14 protein-coding genes and 1 tRNA gene are annotated in these 16,499 nt (G+C 66.5%); 12 read left to right on the plus strand and 3 right to left on the minus strand.

Translation table 11 applies throughout. The annotated features are described in order from the left end of the window. Positions 1-16: 16 nt before the first annotated feature. The 9 genes from bamB (at position 17) to AC3WL8_RS24625 (ending at position 10,575) form a co-directional block, all read left to right on the plus strand. Complete coding sequence (bamB, locus tag AC3WL8_RS24585) at positions 17-1,192, plus strand: outer membrane protein assembly factor BamB (protein WP_013957216.1); 1,176 nt, start codon at positions 17-19, stop codon at positions 1,190-1,192. A 219-nt stretch (positions 1,193-1,411) separates the two neighbouring features. Further along, positions 1,412-2,755, plus strand: coding sequence for a ribosome biogenesis GTPase Der (der, locus tag AC3WL8_RS24590; protein ID WP_035816329.1), 1,344 nt, complete (start codon positions 1,412-1,414; stop codon positions 2,753-2,755). Between the two features lie 211 nt (positions 2,756-2,966). Continuing rightward, the gene (gene hfq / locus AC3WL8_RS24595) at positions 2,967-3,206 is read left to right on the plus strand and encodes an RNA chaperone Hfq (RefSeq protein WP_010809431.1); all 240 of its coding nucleotides are present in this window, start codon (positions 2,967-2,969) and stop codon (positions 3,204-3,206) included. A gap of 225 nt (positions 3,207-3,431) precedes the next feature. Next, the gene (gene hflX / locus AC3WL8_RS24600) at positions 3,432-4,676 is read left to right on the plus strand and encodes a GTPase HflX (RefSeq protein WP_211979875.1); all 1,245 of its coding nucleotides are present in this window, start codon (positions 3,432-3,434) and stop codon (positions 4,674-4,676) included. A 152-nt stretch (positions 4,677-4,828) separates the two neighbouring features. Then, positions 4,829-6,187: an FtsH protease activity modulator HflK gene (gene hflK, locus AC3WL8_RS24605; RefSeq protein WP_013957213.1), complete on the plus strand. Its 1,359-nt coding sequence runs from the start codon at positions 4,829-4,831 to the stop codon at positions 6,185-6,187. A 10-nt stretch (positions 6,188-6,197) separates the two neighbouring features. Further along, entirely contained in the window at positions 6,198-7,106 is a 909-nt protein-coding gene (gene hflC / locus AC3WL8_RS24610; protein WP_211979874.1) for a protease modulator HflC, read from the plus strand. Between the two features lie 199 nt (positions 7,107-7,305). Further along, on the plus strand, positions 7,306-8,457 hold the full coding sequence (locus AC3WL8_RS24615; RefSeq protein ID WP_013957211.1) for an ATP phosphoribosyltransferase regulatory subunit: 1,152 nt from the start codon (positions 7,306-7,308) through the stop codon (positions 8,455-8,457). 85 nt (positions 8,458-8,542) lie between these two features. Beyond that, positions 8,543-9,883, plus strand: a complete 1,341-nt coding sequence (locus tag AC3WL8_RS24620; RefSeq protein ID WP_013957210.1) for an adenylosuccinate synthase — start codon at positions 8,543-8,545, stop codon at positions 9,881-9,883. Positions 9,884-10,008: 125 nt separating this feature from the next. Then, positions 10,009-10,575: a phosphoribosyltransferase gene (locus AC3WL8_RS24625; RefSeq protein WP_010809437.1), complete on the plus strand. Its 567-nt coding sequence runs from the start codon at positions 10,009-10,011 to the stop codon at positions 10,573-10,575. A 48-nt stretch (positions 10,576-10,623) separates the two neighbouring features. On the opposite strand, the gene AC3WL8_RS24630 is transcribed toward AC3WL8_RS24625, so the two are convergent. From AC3WL8_RS24630 to AC3WL8_RS24640, 3 genes are all read right to left on the minus strand, one after another. After that, positions 10,624-11,235 carry an NAD(P)-dependent oxidoreductase gene (locus AC3WL8_RS24630; RefSeq protein WP_211979873.1) on the minus strand — a complete coding sequence of 204 codons (612 nt, stop codon included), beginning with the start codon at positions 11,233-11,235 and terminating at the stop codon, positions 10,624-10,626. Positions 11,236-11,301: 66 nt separating this feature from the next. Then, positions 11,302-11,736 carry an Rrf2 family transcriptional regulator gene (locus tag AC3WL8_RS24635; protein ID WP_013957208.1) on the minus strand — a complete coding sequence of 145 codons (435 nt, stop codon included), beginning with the start codon at positions 11,734-11,736 and terminating at the stop codon, positions 11,302-11,304. 387 nt (positions 11,737-12,123) lie between these two features. Further along, positions 12,124-12,210, minus strand: a tRNA-Leu gene (locus AC3WL8_RS24640). Between the two features lie 70 nt (positions 12,211-12,280). On the opposite strand from AC3WL8_RS24640, the gene rnr reads away from it, so the two are divergent. The 3 genes from rnr (at position 12,281) to AC3WL8_RS24655 (ending at position 16,479) form a co-directional block, all read left to right on the plus strand. Next, positions 12,281-14,884 (plus strand): ribonuclease R, encoded by a 2,604-nt coding sequence (gene rnr / locus AC3WL8_RS24645; RefSeq protein WP_041227994.1) that lies wholly within the window; start codon positions 12,281-12,283, stop codon positions 14,882-14,884. A 79-nt stretch (positions 14,885-14,963) separates the two neighbouring features. Then, a complete protein-coding gene (rlmB, locus tag AC3WL8_RS24650; RefSeq protein WP_010809441.1) occupies positions 14,964-15,707 on the plus strand; it encodes a 23S rRNA (guanosine(2251)-2'-O)-methyltransferase RlmB in 744 nt (247 codons plus the stop codon). 4 nt (positions 15,708-15,711) lie between these two features. Continuing rightward, entirely contained in the window at positions 15,712-16,479 is a 768-nt protein-coding gene (locus AC3WL8_RS24655; RefSeq protein WP_049800565.1) for an SIR2 family NAD-dependent protein deacylase, read from the plus strand. Positions 16,480-16,499: the final 20 nt, after the last annotated feature.

A 16,499-nucleotide genomic window follows, 5' to 3' on the forward strand; every position in this document is an offset into this window, starting at 1 on the left:
ACAGGACCGTAACCCTATGACGTCAGTGCTTTCCCGTGCCGTACATCGCCAGCCCGCCCGCGCAATGACCCGTGCGCTGGTGGCGGTTGCCTGCCTGGCCACACTGGGCGGCTGCTCGCTGTTCAGCAAGGAAAACAAGCACCCGCCCGCCGAGCTCAAGCCGGTCTCGGGCACGCTGTCGGTGCGCCAGGCCTGGAAGGCCGACGTGGGCAAGAGCGGCCCCTATTCGATGCAGCCGGCCGCGGCGGGCAACAACGTCTACGTGTCTTCCAACAACGGCAACGTGATGGCGCTGGAAGGCGCCAGCGGGCGCGTGCTGTGGAAGGCCAAGGCCGACCTAGACCTGACCTCGGGCCCGGGCAGCGATGGCTCGGTGACGGCGGTCGCCGGCGAGAAGGGCGCCATCTATGCCTTTGACGCCAGCGGCAAGCAGATCTGGAAGAAGCAGGTCAACGGCGAGGTGCTGTCGGCGCCGCTGGTCGGCAACGGCCTAGTGGTGGTGCGCACCACCGACACGCGCGTATTCGGCCTGGACGCCGAGACCGGCGAGCGCCGCTGGATCTACCAGCGCTCGCAGACGCCGCTGAACCTGCGTGCGTCGATGGGGATGGTGTTTGCCGGCGACGGCATCGTGATGGGTTTCCCTGGCGGCAAGCTGGGCGTGCTGACGCCGGGCAACGGCGTGTTGCGCTGGGAGAGCGCGGTCTCGTACCCGAAGGGCGTGTCGGAGATCGAGCGCCTGAACGACGTCACCGGCCTGCCGATGGTGAGCGGGCGCCAGGTCTGCGCCACTACCTTCCAGGGCCGGGTGGCCTGCCTGGAGCTGGCCAGCGGCCAGCCGCAGTGGGGCAAGGACTTCTCGTCGCCGAGCGGCCCGGCGCAGGATGACAATGCGATTTACGCCAGCGACGAGCAGTCGGTCGTGCATGCGTTCGACCGCCAGAACGGCAACGAGCGCTGGAAGAACAACGACCTGCGCAACCGTCGCCTGGGCGCGCCGCTGGCCCTGGGCCGCTCGGTGGTAATGGGTGACTTTGAAGGTTATGTACACTTCCTGTCGCGCGAAGACGGCCAGGTCATCGCACGCATGAAGACCGATGGGAGTGCTATCACTGCCGCGCCCGTGATGGCGGGGCAGACCATGGTAATCCAGACCCGCGACGGCGACGTCTACGGTTTCCAGCCTGGCTGACAGGTATCCAATGCGCGCGACCGTACACCTGTCGGTACGGCCAGCGCCGAATCCGGTAGCATGATCCTTAGCGCGGCAATTGCAGCGGGTCCGTTGACCCGGCGCCGCGCCCGACAGGACAAGCGGCAGACCGCGCCCAGGTGGCGCGGCGTGCCGTCGGATCCATTGACTCCGGAGCTACCGGGGGGCGGCGTGCCGGCCCCCGTTTCCGTTTATTGCATGAAACCAGTTATCGCACTTGTCGGCCGCCCCAATGTGGGCAAGTCGACGCTATTCAACCGCATGACCCGATCGCGCGACGCCCTTGTCGCCGACCTGCCGGGCCTGACGCGCGACCGCCATTACGGGGAAGGGCGCATCGGCGAACGTCCGTTCATTGCCATCGATACCGGCGGCTTTGAGCCGGTGGTCAAGGAAGGCATCGTCGCCGAGATGGCCAAGCAGACCAAGCAGGCCGTGGTCGAGGCCGACGTGGTGATCTTCATCGTCGACGGCCGCCTGGGCCTGGCGCCGCAGGACCGCGCCATTGCCGACTACCTGCGCAAGACCGGCCGGCGCATCATGCTGGCGGTCAACAAGGCCGAGGGCATGAAGTACACCTCGGTGGCGGCCGATTTCTATGAGCTGGGCATGGGTGATCCTTACGCGATCTCCGCTGCCCACGGCGATGGCGTGAGCGAACTGGTCGACGAGGCCATCGAGCTCGCGGTCCAGGAGCGCCCCGAGCTGGCCGAAGAGATTTCGGACGAAGGCAAGGGCGTCAAGATTGCCATCGTCGGGCGCCCCAATGTGGGGAAATCCACGCTGGTCAACACGCTGATCGGTGAAGAGCGCGTGATCGCGTTCGACATGCCCGGCACCACCCGGGATGCCATCTACGTGGAGTTCGAGCGCGGCGGCAAGCCCTACACGCTGATCGACACGGCGGGCTTGCGCCGGCGCGGCAAGGTGTTCGAGGCGATCGAGAAGTTCTCGGTGGTCAAGACGCTGCAGTCGATCGCCGATGCCAACGTGGTGATCCTGCTGCTCGATGCGCAACAGGATATTTCCGAGCAGGACGCGCACATCGCCGGCTTTATCGTGGAGTCGGGCCGCGCGCTGGTGGTGGGCGTCAATAAATGGGATGGGCTCGACGGCCATACCCGCGACCGCATCAAGCACGACCTGGAACGCAAGCTGCAATTCCTGAGCTTCGCGAATTTCCATTTTGTCTCGGCGCGCGAGCGTACCGGCATTGGCGCGCTGATGCGTTCGGTCGATGACGCGTTCGCCGCGGCGATGGTCAAGCTGCCGACGCCGCAGCTCACGCGTGTGCTGCAGGAAGCGGTGGAATTCCAGCAGCCCAAGCGGGTCGGCGCATCGCGGCCCAAGCTGCGCTACGCGCACCAGGGCGGCTCGAATCCGCCCATTATCGTGATCCACGGCAATGCACTGTCGGGCGTTGCGGAAACCTACCGGCGCTACCTGGAGAATCGTTTCCGTACGGCATTCAAGCTCAAGGGCACCCCTCTTCGCATCGAATTTCGTACGAACAAAAATCCGTATGCGGACTCGAAGGATTGAGTCCGGAATCGGATCCCTGGCGGGGCAAGTTTTCGTTTGCGTTCGTTTGGAACTGCGGCTAAATTTGCGGTAGCAGGGGGTTCCCTGTGCATTGACGCCGACTTGGTACCGTTTTTGATCTTTTTTCTGGCGCGTTTTTGCGCCGACTGACTTGAACCGGGGACTTCCATCCCCATCATTCATTACTAAACCTATAAATTTGGAGTGTGCCATGAGCAACAAAGGGCAACTGCTACAAGACCCGTTCCTGAACGCGCTGCGCAAAGAGCACGTGCCGGTTTCCATCTACCTCGTCAATGGCATCAAGCTGCAAGGCAATATCGAATCGTTCGACCAGTATGTCGTCCTGCTGCGCAACACCGTGACGCAGATGGTCTACAAGCATGCGATTTCCACTGTCGTTCCTGCGCGCGCGGTCAATTTCCGCGTGGATGACGCCGCCGAGGCCTGATCTCCTTGCGGGCATCGTGCGGGCGCCCCGCGGCGCCGCACCGATGCCCGGCGCCGGTGCGCCATCGCGCCCGGTGCCGCGCGGCCCGGCCGTTGCCTACGCAGCCGCCGCTGCCGCCACGTTCCGCATCATGCGGCGGCCTGTCCCGGCAGGGGCCAGGACAGAGTCCGACATCCGCCCGCCTTCCCCCTGAACCCGTTTTTCCCTGCGCTTTCGCGCCCTCCCTTGGACCCCAGAGCCACTTCCAATACCGCCCCCTCGCGCGCCATTCTCGTCGGCGTCGACTTCGGCAAGCATGATTTCCAGGAAAGCCTCAGTGAACTGGCGCTGCTGACCTCTACCGCCGGCTCGCTGCCGGTGCATACGCTGACGGGCCGCCGCTCGCGGCCGGATCCGGCGCTGTTCATCGGCTCGGGCAAGGCCGAGGAGCTGAAAGAGGCCGCCGACGCGCTGGATGCCGACGTGGTCGTGTTCAACCACGCCCTGAGCCCGGCGCAGCAGCGCAACCTGGAACGCTTCCTGAACCGCCACGTGATCGACCGCACCGGCCTGATCCTGGACATCTTCGGGCAGCGCGCGCAGAGCCACGTCGGCAAGGTGCAGGTGGAGCTGGCGCAGGTCCAGTACCGCGCGTCGCGGCTGGTCCGGGCGTGGAGCCACCTGGAGCGGCAGAAGGGCGGCATCGGCATGCGCGGCGGCCCTGGCGAGCGCCAGCTCGAGCTGGACCGGCGCATGCTGGACGAGCGCGCCAAGCGGCTCAAGTCGGATCTGTCGCGGCTGCAGCGCCAGCACAGCACGCAGCGGCGCGCCCGCGCGCGCAATGACACGCTCAGCATTTCGCTGGTGGGCTATACCAACGCGGGCAAGTCGACGCTGTTCAACGCGCTGACCAAGGCTGGCGCCTATGCGGCCGACCAGCTGTTCGCCACGCTCGACACCACCTCGCGCCGGCTGTTCCTGGATGGCCTGGGCAACGTGGTGCTGTCCGACACGGTCGGCTTTATCCGCGACCTGCCCACGCAACTGGTGGCGGCGTTCCGCGCCACGCTCGACGAGACCGTGCATGCCGACCTGCTGCTGCATGTGGTGGATGCATCGAGCCCGGTGCGCCATGAGCAGATCGAGCAGGTCAACCGCGTGCTGGCGGAAATCAACGCGCTGGACATCCCGCAGATCGTGGTGATGAACAAGATCGATGCCGCGCCCGAGCTGTTGGAGCAGGGCCCGCGCCTGGAGCGCGACGAGGACGGTATCCCCACCCGCGTGTTCCTGAGCGCGCGCGAGGGGCTCGGCCTGGATGCGCTGCGCGAGGCCGTGGTCGAGGTGGCGCAATGGCTGGCCAGCCGCCCGCCCGAGCCGCAACCCTATGATCCGCGCCTGGCCGACGTGCCGCATTACGACAGTGCCGATGATGGCGGCGTGGCTGACGGCAGCGACGACCCCGATGCGGGGGATTCGGGCAGGCTTTAACCCGTCAATTCGCGGTCAATTCGCCGCCAGTTCGCCGGAGCTTATGCCCAACTCCGGTGCGATTGCCGCCGGGATTGCGCGAATTGGCCAAAAGTGGCGCGGATGACTGCTAGAATCCCCCTGTTACAAACTTCCCCGGACCCGTGCACTTCATGCCCCAGTTTCCCCGGAATGCTGATTCGAGCCTGACACCAGGCGGCCGCTTCGCGCTGCGCGCGGGCTGGCAGCGCCTGCGCGCCATCTTCTCGCTGAACGATCCGCGCTGGGGTCGCAACGGTCAGGACGACGACGACAAGAAGGACGGTCGCGACGACAACCGCCAGCAGAACCAGCGTCCGCAGCAGGACGGCGGCCCGCCCGACCTGGACGAGCTGTGGCGCGACTTCAACCGCCGCCTGAACGGCCTGCTCGGCCGCAAGGACAACGGCGGCGGCAACCAGGGCTTTGGCGGCCCGCGCACGCCGGGCAAAGGCTCGGGCGTGGGTGCTGGCGTGATCGTGGCAGCGGTGGTCGGCATCTGGCTGGCCAGCGGCTTCTTCATGGTGCAGGAAGGCCAGACTGCGGTGATCCTGCAGTTCGGCAAGTTCAAGTACGCCACAGGCCCCGGCATCAACTGGCGCATGCCCTGGCCGGTCCAGTCGGCCGAGGTCGTCAACCTGTCGGCCGTGCGTTCGGTCGAGGTGGGGCGCTCCACGTCGATCAAGGACAGCAACCTGAAAGACTCGTCAATGCTGACGCAGGACGAGAACATCATCGACGTGCGCTTTACGGTGCAATACGTGATCCAGGACGCCAGCGAATTCCTGTTCTTCAACAAGACCGACCGCGGAGGCGATGAAGAGCTGGTGACGCAGGCCGCCGAGACCTCGGTGCGAGAGATCGTCGGCCGCAACAAGATGGACGCGGTGCTGTACGAGAGCCGCGAACAGATCGCGCAGCAACTGGCCAAGTCGATCCAGGCCATCCTGACCGCGTACAAGACCGGCATCCGTGTGCTGTCCGTGAACGTGCAGAGCGTGCAGCCGCCCGAGCAGGTGCAGGCCGCGTTCGACGACGTCAACAAGGCCAGCCAGGACCGCGAGCGCGCGATCAGCGAAGGCCAGGCCTATGCCAATGACATCCTCCCGCGCGCCAAGGGTACCGCGGCGCGCCTGAAGGAAGAGTCCGAAGCCTACCGCTCCCGCGTGGTGGCGCAGGCCGAGGGCGATGCCTCGCGCTTCCGTTCGGTGCAGACCGAGTACGCCAAGTCGCCGCAGGTGACGCGTGACCGCATCTATCTGGAAACCATGCAGCAGATCTACAGCAATTCGACCAAGGTGCTGGTGGACGCGCGCCAGGGCAACAATCTCCTCTACCTGCCGCTGGACAAGCTGATGGCGCAGGCCGATGGCCGCGCCGCGCCGCAACCGGGCCAGCCGGGTGCCGCGAGCACGCCGGCACCCGCGCCGGATGCATCGACGGATATCCGTTCGCGCGAATCGCTGCGCAACCGCGACCGCGACTCGCGCTGAGGAGACCGTCATGAACCGACTGATTTCCTTCGCGATTGGCTTTTTCATCCTGCTGGCCGTGGTCTCGTCCATGCTGTTCGTGGTCGACCAGCGCCAGTACGCCGTGGTGTTCGCCTTCGGCGAGATCAAGCAGGTAGTGCGTGAGCCCGGCCTGCACTTCAAGCTGCCGCCGCCGTTCCAGAACGTGGTGTTCATGGACCGCCGCCTGCAGACCATCGACGGGGCCGCCAGCGAGCGTTTCCTGACCGCCGAGAAGAAGAGCATGGTGGTGGACTGGTTCGTCAAATGGCGCATCACCGATCCGCGCAAGTTCTTTGTCGCCTTCGGCGGCAACGTGCGCGGTGCGCAGGACCGCATGACCCAGCGCATCGACTCGGTGGCGCGCGAGGAGTTCGGCAAGCGCACCGTGGCCGACGTGGTTGCCGGCGAGCGCGAGCAGGTGATGCAGGCCATCCGCAACGGCATGAGCGAATACGCCAAGTCGGTGGGTGTGGAGATCCTGGACGTGCGCCTCAAGCGCGTTGACCTGCTGCCCGCGATCAGCGAATCGGTGTACCGGCGCATGGAGGCCGAGCGCAAGCGCGTGGCCAACGAGCTGCGCTCCACCGGTGCTGCCGAGGGCGAGAAGATCCGCGCCGATGCCGACCGTCAGCGCGAAGTGGTGCTGGCCGAGGCCTATCGCGACGCCCAGGTGATCAAGGGCCAGGGCGATGCCAAGGCCTCGCAGATCTATGCCGACGCGTTTGGCCGCGATCCGCAGTTCGCGCAGTTCTGGCGCAGCATGGAGGCTTACCGCAACACCTTCCGCGACAAGCGCGACGTGCTGGTGCTTGAGCCCACCTCCGAGTTCTTCCGCTACATGCGTTCCAGCGGCGGTGCCGCCGCGGCCGCCTCGGGCGGATCCGGGGGCAAGCGCTAGCACCGTCGCTTGTCCGTGTGGCGAATTGACGAAACCCCGGCTTGCCGGGGTTTTGTCCGGCTGGAGCCATCCTCGCTGAGTGATGGCGCGGGCGCGCGGCGCCTGCAATGAAGTTCCTGGTCAGGCACGGGCGCCTTGGGGGCATTGCCTCGAGGCAAACCGAATGACAGAGACGAGATTGACTGAGAAGAGATTCACTATGTCCAACCATTGGCTGCTGCCAGAAAACATTGCCGACGTGCTGCCGTCGGAAGCGCGCAAGATCGAAGAACTGCGCCGCCGCATGCTGGACCTGTTCCGCACCTACGGCTATGAGATGGTGATGCCGCCGATGCTGGAATACCTGGAGTCGCTGCTGACCGGCACCGGCCATGACCTGGACCTGCGCACGCTCAAGCTGGTGGACCAGTTGTCGGGCCGCACCATGGGCCTGCGTGCCGATATCACGCCGCAGGTCGCGCGCATCGACGCGCACCTGCTGAACCGCCCGGGCGTGACCCGCCTGTGCTACGCGGGCAACGTGCTGCATGCGCGCCCGGCGGGTTTCCACGCCACGCGCGAGCCGATCCAGATCGGCGCCGAGATCTATGGCCATGCCGGCCTGGAAGCCGACGTCGAGATCCAGGACCTGATGCTGGCCGCGCTGCAGGCGGCGGGGCTGTCGGATGTCCGCATCGACCTGTGCCATGCCGGCATCCTGGAAGCGCTGCTGGCGGGCCTGCCGTCGATCCGCAAGATCGAGGACGCGCTCTTTGCCGCGCTGGAAACCAAGGATGTGCCGGCCCTGCGCGAACTGACCGCAGGCATGCCGCAGACCGAGCGCGATGCGCTGCTGGCGCTGCCTACGCTGTACGGCGGCGTGGACGTGATCGAGCGCGCCCGCGCGACGCTGCCGGCCAGCCCGGCCATCGGCCGCGCGCTGGATGAACTGGCGGCACTGGCGGTGCAGGTGCGCGGTGCCAGCGTGAATATCGACCTGTCGGATTTGCGCGGTTACCACTATCACAGCGGTGTGATGTTCGCGGCCTATGTTGCCGGCCTGCCCAATTACGTGGCGCGTGGCGGCCGTTATGACAAGGTGGGCGAGGCCTTCGGCCGTGCGCGCCCGGCCACGGGTTTCTCGCTGGACCTGCGTGAAGTGGCGGCGCTGTCGCCCGTGGAAGTGCGCGCCCAGGCGATTTTTGCGCCCTGGGATGCGGATCCGGCACTCCGGGCCGCGATTTCCACGCTGCGTGCGGCCGGCGAGATCGTGATCCAGTCGCTGCCCGGCCATACCCACGAGCTCGATGAGTTCAACTGCGACCGGCAGTTGGTGCGCCAGGACGCCGGCTGGGCCGTGGTGCCGCGCTGACGCTTGGGCGCCGGGCGTGCCCAAAAATCGAGAATCGCCCGGCAACAAGAGTAGAATACGTTTTTAACCTATTGACCAAAGCAATATGTCCGCATCCGCAGTAGGCCAGGGACGCAATGTCGTCGTGATCGGCACCCAATGGGGTGACGAAGGCAAAGGAAAAATCGTCGATTGGCTTACCGACCAGGCAAAGGGCGTGGTGCGGTTCCAGGGTGGCCACAACGCTGGCCACACGCTGATCATCGGTGGCAAGAAGACCATTCTCCGTCTGATCCCGTCCGGGATCATGCGTGACGGCACGGTCTGCTACATCGGCAACGGTGTGGTGCTGTCGCCCGAAGCTTTGTTCCGTGAAATCGAAGAACTCGAAGGCGCCGGCCTGCAGGTGCAGAACCGCCTGCGCATTTCCGAGGCCGCCACGCTGATCCTGCCGTACCACGTTGCCATCGACAAGGCGCGCGAAGCCCGCCGTGGCGCCGCCAAGATCGGCACCACCGGCCGCGGCATCGGCCCGGCCTATGAAGACAAGGTGGCCCGCCGCGCGCTGCGCGTGCAGGACCTGTTCGATCCGCAGCAGTTCGCCGAACGCCTGCGCGAGAACCTGGACTACCACAACTTCATGCTGACCCAGTACCTGGGCGCCGAAGCCGTGGACTTCCAGCAGACCCTGGACGAAGCGCTGGCCTACGCGCCGCGCCTGGCGCCGATGGTGGCCGACGTGTCGGCCGAGCTGTACGCGGTCAATGCCGCCGGCGGCAACCTGATGTTCGAAGGCGCGCAAGGCACGCTGCTGGACGTGGACCACGGCACCTATCCGTTCGTGACCTCGAGCAACTGCGTGGCCGGTGCGGCCGCAGCGGGCGCCGGTGTCGGTCCGGGCCGCCTGAACTACATCCTGGGTATCACCAAGGCCTACTGCACGCGCGTGGGCGCGGGCCCGTTCCCGAGCGAGCTGTACGACAACGACAACCCGTCGCGCCAGGACCCGGTCGGCGTGCGCCTGGCCAACGTCGGCAAGGAATTCGGTTCGGTCACCGGCCGTCCGCGCCGCACCGGCTGGCTTGATGCCGCCGCGCTCAAGCGCTCGGTGCAGATCAACGGCGTGTCCGGCCTGTGCATGACCAAGCTGGACGTGCTCGATGGCCTGGAAACCATCAAACTGTGCGTGGGCTACGAGCTCGATGGCAAGACCGTCGACATCCTGCCGCGCGGCTCTGACGCCGTGGCGCGTTGCGTGCCGGTCTACGAGGAATTCCCCGGCTGGAACGAGTCGACCTTCGGCGTGAAGACGTGGGACGCGCTGCCCGAGCAGGCCCGCATCTACCTAAAGCGCGTGGAAGAAGTGGTCGGCATTCCGATCGACATGATCTCGACCGGCCCGGATCGCGACGAGACCATCCTGCTGCGTCATCCGTACAAGGCCTGACCCGGCAGTAGCACGCCACAAGGCAGCGGCGCCACGAGCGCTGCGGCCCGCCAGAAATAAATCGGCCCGCGCAAGCGGGCCGAGCCATATAGGTCAACCGACCCGACGATACAAAGCGTAAAAAGATGAACCTGCCAACGAACGATGACGAGAACCTGTGGGTCTCCTGGGATGAATACCATCGCCTGATCGCACGCCTGTCGCTGAACGTGCATGAGTCGGGCTGGAAGTTCGACAAGATCCTGTGCCTGGCGCGCGGCGGGCTGCGCGTCGGCGACCAGATGTCGCGCATCTTCGACGTGCCGCTGGCCATCCTGGCCACCAGCAGCTACCGCGAGGCCGCGGGCACGCAGCAGGGCAACCTGGACATCGCGCAGTACATCACCATGACCCGCGGCGAGCTGACGGGCAGGGTGCTGCTGGTCGACGACCTGGTGGATTCGGGCATCACGCTGGAGCGCGTGGGCCGCCACCTGAAGGAGCGCTATCCGGCCGTGACCGAGGTACGTTCGGCCGTGCTGTGGTACAAGGCGTGCTCGAAGGTCGAGCCGGACTACCATGTGACCTTCCTGCCGTCGAACCCCTGGATCCACCAGCCGTTCGAAGAGTACGACACGCTGCGCCCGCACAACCTGGCCGCCTGGCTCAAGCGCGGCAAGCGTGCCAGCCAGGACGACGGCGCGCAGGCCTGATGTGCTTGCGCCGGGGCCTGCCGCTACCGGTGGGCCCCGGCGGCCGGCTTAATAGCCGACCGTGAAACGCTGGCGCGAATGCGCCGGCTTTTCGATCTCATCGAGCATCGCGATGGCATAGTCTTCCATCGAGATCCAGCTCTTGCCTGCTGCGTCGCTCAGCAGGGTTTCCTCGCCAACACGGAACTTGCCAATGCGCTCGCCCGGCTCGAACAGTGCCGAGGGCGACAGGAAGGTCCATTTGATCTGCTGTTCGCCACGGAGCGCGTTGAGAAAGTCGCGGCCTGCGAGGGCCTCGGGCTTGTAGGCGTCGGGGAAATTCGGGGTGTCGACCAACTGCACCCCCGGCGCGACACAGAGGCTGCCGGCACCACCCACCACCAGCAGGCGCGGCACGCCGGCCTGGCGCACGGCCGAGGTCACCTGCTGCGCGTTCAGTTGCGCGAAGCGCGCGCTGCTGATGACCACGTCGTTGCCGGCCAGCGCCGCGGCCAGTGCGGCGCTGTCGGTTGCGTCGACGTCCCTGGTGGTCACGCCGTCGCGAGCGGGCAGTTTGCTGGCGTGGCGCGCAATGGCGGTCACCTGGTGGCCGCGGCGCAGGGCTTCGTCGGTGAGGCGCGTGCCAACGCGGCCGGTGGCGCCGATGATTGCGATCTTCATGGTCACTCCTTCTTTCGGTCAGGTTTGATATGAAACCATCGTGGTTACACATCGGGGCAAAAAAAATCAGCGCTTGCGGCGCTGGTTGCTGCCTTCGACATCGGCGAGCATGCTGGCGATGGTGATGCCGGCAAGGGTATCGTCCATGGCCGCCTGCGCACGGTCTGCGACCTTGCGCAGCGCACCGGTGATCTCGCGCCCGACCGGGCAGGCCGGATTGGGCGCGCTCTGGTGGAGCGTGATCAGCGCGGTGGTTTCCACTACGCGGAACACGTCGAGCAGCGTGATCGACGCGGCCGGTCGCGCCAGCGTGGCGCCGCCGGTGCTGCCCATGGTGGTCGCCACCAGCCCGGCTTCAGCCAGTTGGCCGACCAGCCGCCGGATCAGCGCCGGGTTGGTGCCCACGCTGCCGGCGATCAGCGACGACGGCACCGGCTCGGCCGAACTGGCGAGCAGGGTCAGGATGTGGACTGCCACGGCGAACCGGCTGCTTGTGCTCAACGCTTGTGCTCAGGATGTCAGGTGCAATGTGAAACCATGATAGTTACACATTGTCGGGCATGTCAAGCACGGGCAGGGTACAAAGTGGCAGGAGTACGGGGAGGGAAGGAGGTGATACGCCGATGTGGCAGCCAATGGCCGGTGGAATGCCGGAATCGCCACTGAAGCTGTTACACTCCTCGACATTGCCGTACCGTTGTGGTTCGGCTGCCGCGCGGGGTACGGTGCGCGGTTTCACGGACGGGAAAAAACCCGTACGCTCGCAGTTATGACATCGCGGCATGGCCGCCAAGCAAGGAGTGCAAGTTGCCGGATCTGATGCGCGAAACAGGCGTCAAAAACAAAAAACCCGCAGGGCTTGAAAGCGCTGCGGGTTTTCCGGTGATCTGGTGCCCAGGAGAGGACTCGAACCTCCACAGTGTTGCCACCGCTAGGACCTGAACCTAGTGCGTCTACCAATTCCGCCACCTGGGCAAGTGTCGAAACAACCGAAGCGCTCATTATAGAGGGCGCGAGAATTTTGTCAAATAGTTTCCAGAAAAAATTGAATCAGAACAACTATCCGATCCCCAGCCGGGAAGAAATCCTGGGCGTGTTGAGAACGTCGGGATCCCCCCAGTCGGCCGGCGATATTGCCAAGGCCCTCTCCGTCACGCGCAAAGAGCATGACGGTTTTCAGAAGCGCCTGGCGGCCATGGAGCGCGACGGCCAGATCGAGCTGAACCGCAAGGGCCGCTATGAACTGGCCCATCAGCCGAACTTCGTCACCGGCCGGGTGCAGGGCCACCGCGACGGCTTTGGCTTCCTGATCCGCGACGACGGCGAAGACGACATCTTCCTGCCCGAGCGCGAACTGCAGAAGGCCATGCACAACGACCGCGCGCAGGTGCGCGTGGTCGGCTACGACCGGCGCGGGCGCCCCGAAGGGCAGATCGTCGAGATCATCGAGCGCGCCAACCGTTTTGTCATCGGCCGTCTGCTCAGTGAAGGCGGCGTGCTGGTGGTGGCGCCTGAAGACAAGCGCATCAGCCAGGACATCCTGATCCCGCCCAAGGCGCAGGGCAAGGCACGGGTGGGGCAGGTGGTCAGCGTCGAGCTGATCGAATTCCCCGACCGCTACGTGCAGCCGGTGGGCCGCGTGGTGGAGGTGCTAGGGGACATCGACGATCCCGGCATGGAGATCGAGATCGCCGTGCGCAAGTACGGCGTGCCGCATGCGTTCGCGCCGGCCGCCGCCCAGGAAGCCGCCGCGCTGCCCGACGAGGTGCGCCAGGCCGACCTGGACCACCGCATCGACCTGCGCGACATCCCCCTGGTGACCATCGACGGCGAAGACGCACGCGACTTCGACGATGCGGTCTATTGCGAGCCGGTCAAGATCGGTCGCGCCAAGGGCTGGCGCCTGATCGTGGCGATCGCCGATGTGTCGCACTATGTGCGCCCCGGCACGCCGCTGGACGCGGATGCGCTGGACCGGGCCACCTCGGTCTACTTCCCGCGCCGCGTGATCCCGATGCTGCCGGAGAAGCTGTCCAATGGGCTGTGCTCGCTCAATCCGCTCGTGGACCGGCTGTGCATGGTGTGCGATGCCGTGATCACCGCCAAGGGCGAACTCAAGGGCTATCAGTTCTACCCGGCCGTGATGCATTCGGCCGCGCGCCTGACCTACAACGAGGTCTGGTCGGTGCTGTCCAACACCAAGGGCCCCGAGGCGCACAAGCGCAGCGAGCTGGTGCCGCACCTACAGAACCTGTATGAGCTGTTCCAGGTCCTGCTCAAGGCACGGCGCGCGCGCGGCGCGATCGACTTCGACACCACCGAGACTTATATCGTCTGCAACGCGCAGGGCAAGATCGAGCAGATCCTGCCGCGCACGCGCAACGACGCGCACCGGCTGATCGAAGAGTGCATGCTGACCGCCAACGTATGCGCGGCCGACTTCCTCGAACGCTTCAAGCACCCGGCGCTGTACCGCATCCACGCGGGCCCCAGCGAAGAGAAGCTGAAGAACCTGCGCGACTTCCTGCGCACCGCCGGCCTGTCGCTGGGCGGCGGCGACAAGCCGCAGGCATCGGACTACGCCGAGGTGATGGACAAGATCAAGTCCCGTCCCGACGCGCCGATGCTGCAGACCATGCTGCTGCGCTCGATGCAGCAGGCGGTCTACAGCCCGGACAATATCGGCCACTTCGGCCTGGCGTACGAGGCCTACGCGCACTTCACCAGCCCGATCCGCCGCTACCCCGACCTGCTGGTGCACCGCGCGATCAAGGCGGTGCTGGCGCATACCAAGTACCAGCCGGCGTTTGCGCACGGGACCGAGCTGAATACCGCGATCTCGCCCAAGGCGCGCCGGCTGCAGGCCAAGGACGCCGAGCAGAAGGCAGAACTGACCGCGGCGCGCGCCAAGCGCAACGAGGCCATCTGGGACGAGCTCGGCCTGCACTGCTCGGCCAATGAGCGCCGCGCGGACGAGGCTTCGCGCGATGTCGAGGCCTGGCTCAAGTGCTACTTCATGCGCGACAAGCTGGGCAGCGACTACGCGGGCACCATCAGCGCCGTGACCTCGTTCGGCATCTTCGTGCAGCTCGACGAGCTGTATGTGGAAGGCCTGGTCCACGTGACCGAGCTGGGCAGCGACTACTTCCAGTACGACGAGGCCCGCAACGAGCTGCGCGGCGAGCGCACCGGCATCCGCTACCGCCTGACCGACCGCGTGCGCGTGCAGGTCTCGCGCGTGGACCTGGATGCGCGCAAGATCGACTTCCGCCTGGTGCAGGAGCCGTCGGCGAAAACCCTGCGCGCCCGCGCGGGGGGCACCGAGACCCAGCCGCGCGTGCCTGCCGCCCATGCGGTGCCGGCACGCAAGAAGGGCCGCCAGCTGGCGGCGCTGCTGGGCGGCTCGTCCAAGCCGGAAGAGTCATTCGACGAGACGCTGGACCGTGTGATCGAGGAGCAGCCGGTGTTCGAGGCGGTGATCACGCCGCTCAGGCCGCATGTGAAGACCGGCGGCAAGCCGGCCAAGCACGCGGCCAAGCCCAAGCCCTCGCACCTGGAGAAGCCGCGCAAGCCGGCCTCCAAGTCGCACCAGGCCAAGCCGGCGGGCAAGACGCCGGCCAAGAGCCCGCGCACCCCGCGCAAGCGCTGAAGCCCGCGGCGGCCGCCATGCCGCCGCCTCTCGCCGCCCGGCTGGCTGCCGGGGGCGAGAGGGCGAGTACAATCGCGCCATGGCTAAAAACAAACTCCTGATCGGCTTTCACGCCGTCACCGCACGCCTGCGCCAAGATGCCAAGGGCGTGACCGATGTCTATATCGAATCCGCCCGCCGCGACCGGCGCATGCAGGACTTCGTGCGCCTGGCCGAAAGCCTGGGCGTGCGCCTGCACCCGGTCGATGCCGAGCGCCTGCGCGGCATGGCCGGCACCGACCGCCACCAGGGCGTGGTGGCACGTGCCGAAGACGTGGCACTGGCGCTGAACCTGGATGAACTGCTCGACGGCATCGAAGGCACGCCGCTGCTGCTGGTGCTGGACGGCGTCACCGACCCCCACAACCTGGGCGCCTGCCTGCGCGTGGCCGACGGCGCCGGCGCGCATGCCGTGATCGCCCCCAAGGACCGCAGCGTCGGCCTCAATGCCACCGTGGCCAAGGTCGCCAGCGGCGCCGCCGAGACCGTGCCCTATATCACCGTCACCAACCTGGCCCGCACCCTGCGTGAACTGCAGGAACGCGGCATCTGGGTCATCGGCACCGCCGACGGCACCGAAAAATCGCTGTATGACATCGACTTCAAGGGCCCGACCGCGATCGTGATGGGCGCCGAAGGCGAGGGCATGCGTCGCCTCACGCGCGAAACCTGCGACGAGCTGGTCGGCATCCCGATGGCGGGTGGCGTGGAAAGCCTGAATGTCTCGGTCGCCAGCGGTGTATGCCTATACGAAGCCGTGCGCCAGCGGCGCCTGCCGCGATAAGTCCATGGCCGCTGATTCCGGTCTCCTTGAAATGCCGGGGCTTGAGGAAGCACGCCGGCTGATCGCGGCCGCCGGCAATATCTTCGTGCTGACCGGCGCCGGCATTTCCGCCGAATCCGGCGTGCCGACCTTCCGCGACGCGATGACCGGGCTGTGGGAACAGTTCGACCCGGAAGAGCTGGCCAGCGAGGACGCCTACCGCCGCCAGCCCGCTCTGGTCTGGGAGTGGTACGTGCACCGGCGCGAGCTGGTCGCAGCCGTGCATCCCAACCCGGCGCACCATGCGCTGGTCGCGCTGGCTGCGCAGAAACCTTTCACGCTGGTCACGCAGAACGTTGACGGCCTGCACCAGCGCGCCGGCAGCGCGGGCGTGATCGAACTGCACGGGAACCTGTTCGCCAACAAATGGCTGGACGGGTGCGGACGCTGCAACGAGGCGACCGCGCTGCCGGGCATGCCGCCGCGCTGTAACCTGTGCGGCGCGCTGATGCGTCCGGGCGTGGTGTGGTTCGGCGAGGACCTGCCGCGCGTGGCGCGCTACCGCGCCGAGCATGCGGCGCAACACTGCGACCTGTGCCTGGTGGTCGGCACCTCGGGGCTGGTCTATCCGGCGGCGGGGTTGCCGGGCCTGGCGCGCGAGCATGGCGCGCCGGTGATCGTGGTCAATCTGCAGCCATCGGCGCTGGACCAGACCGCGGATATCGTGCTGTCCGCCGCGGCGGGTGCGTGCCTGCCGCTGCTGTGGCCGCAGCTGGCGCCATCGGCCGGCTGAGCCTCGGGCCCGGGCGTTGC

The organism is Cupriavidus sp. FW305-F7, assembly GCF_058782875.1.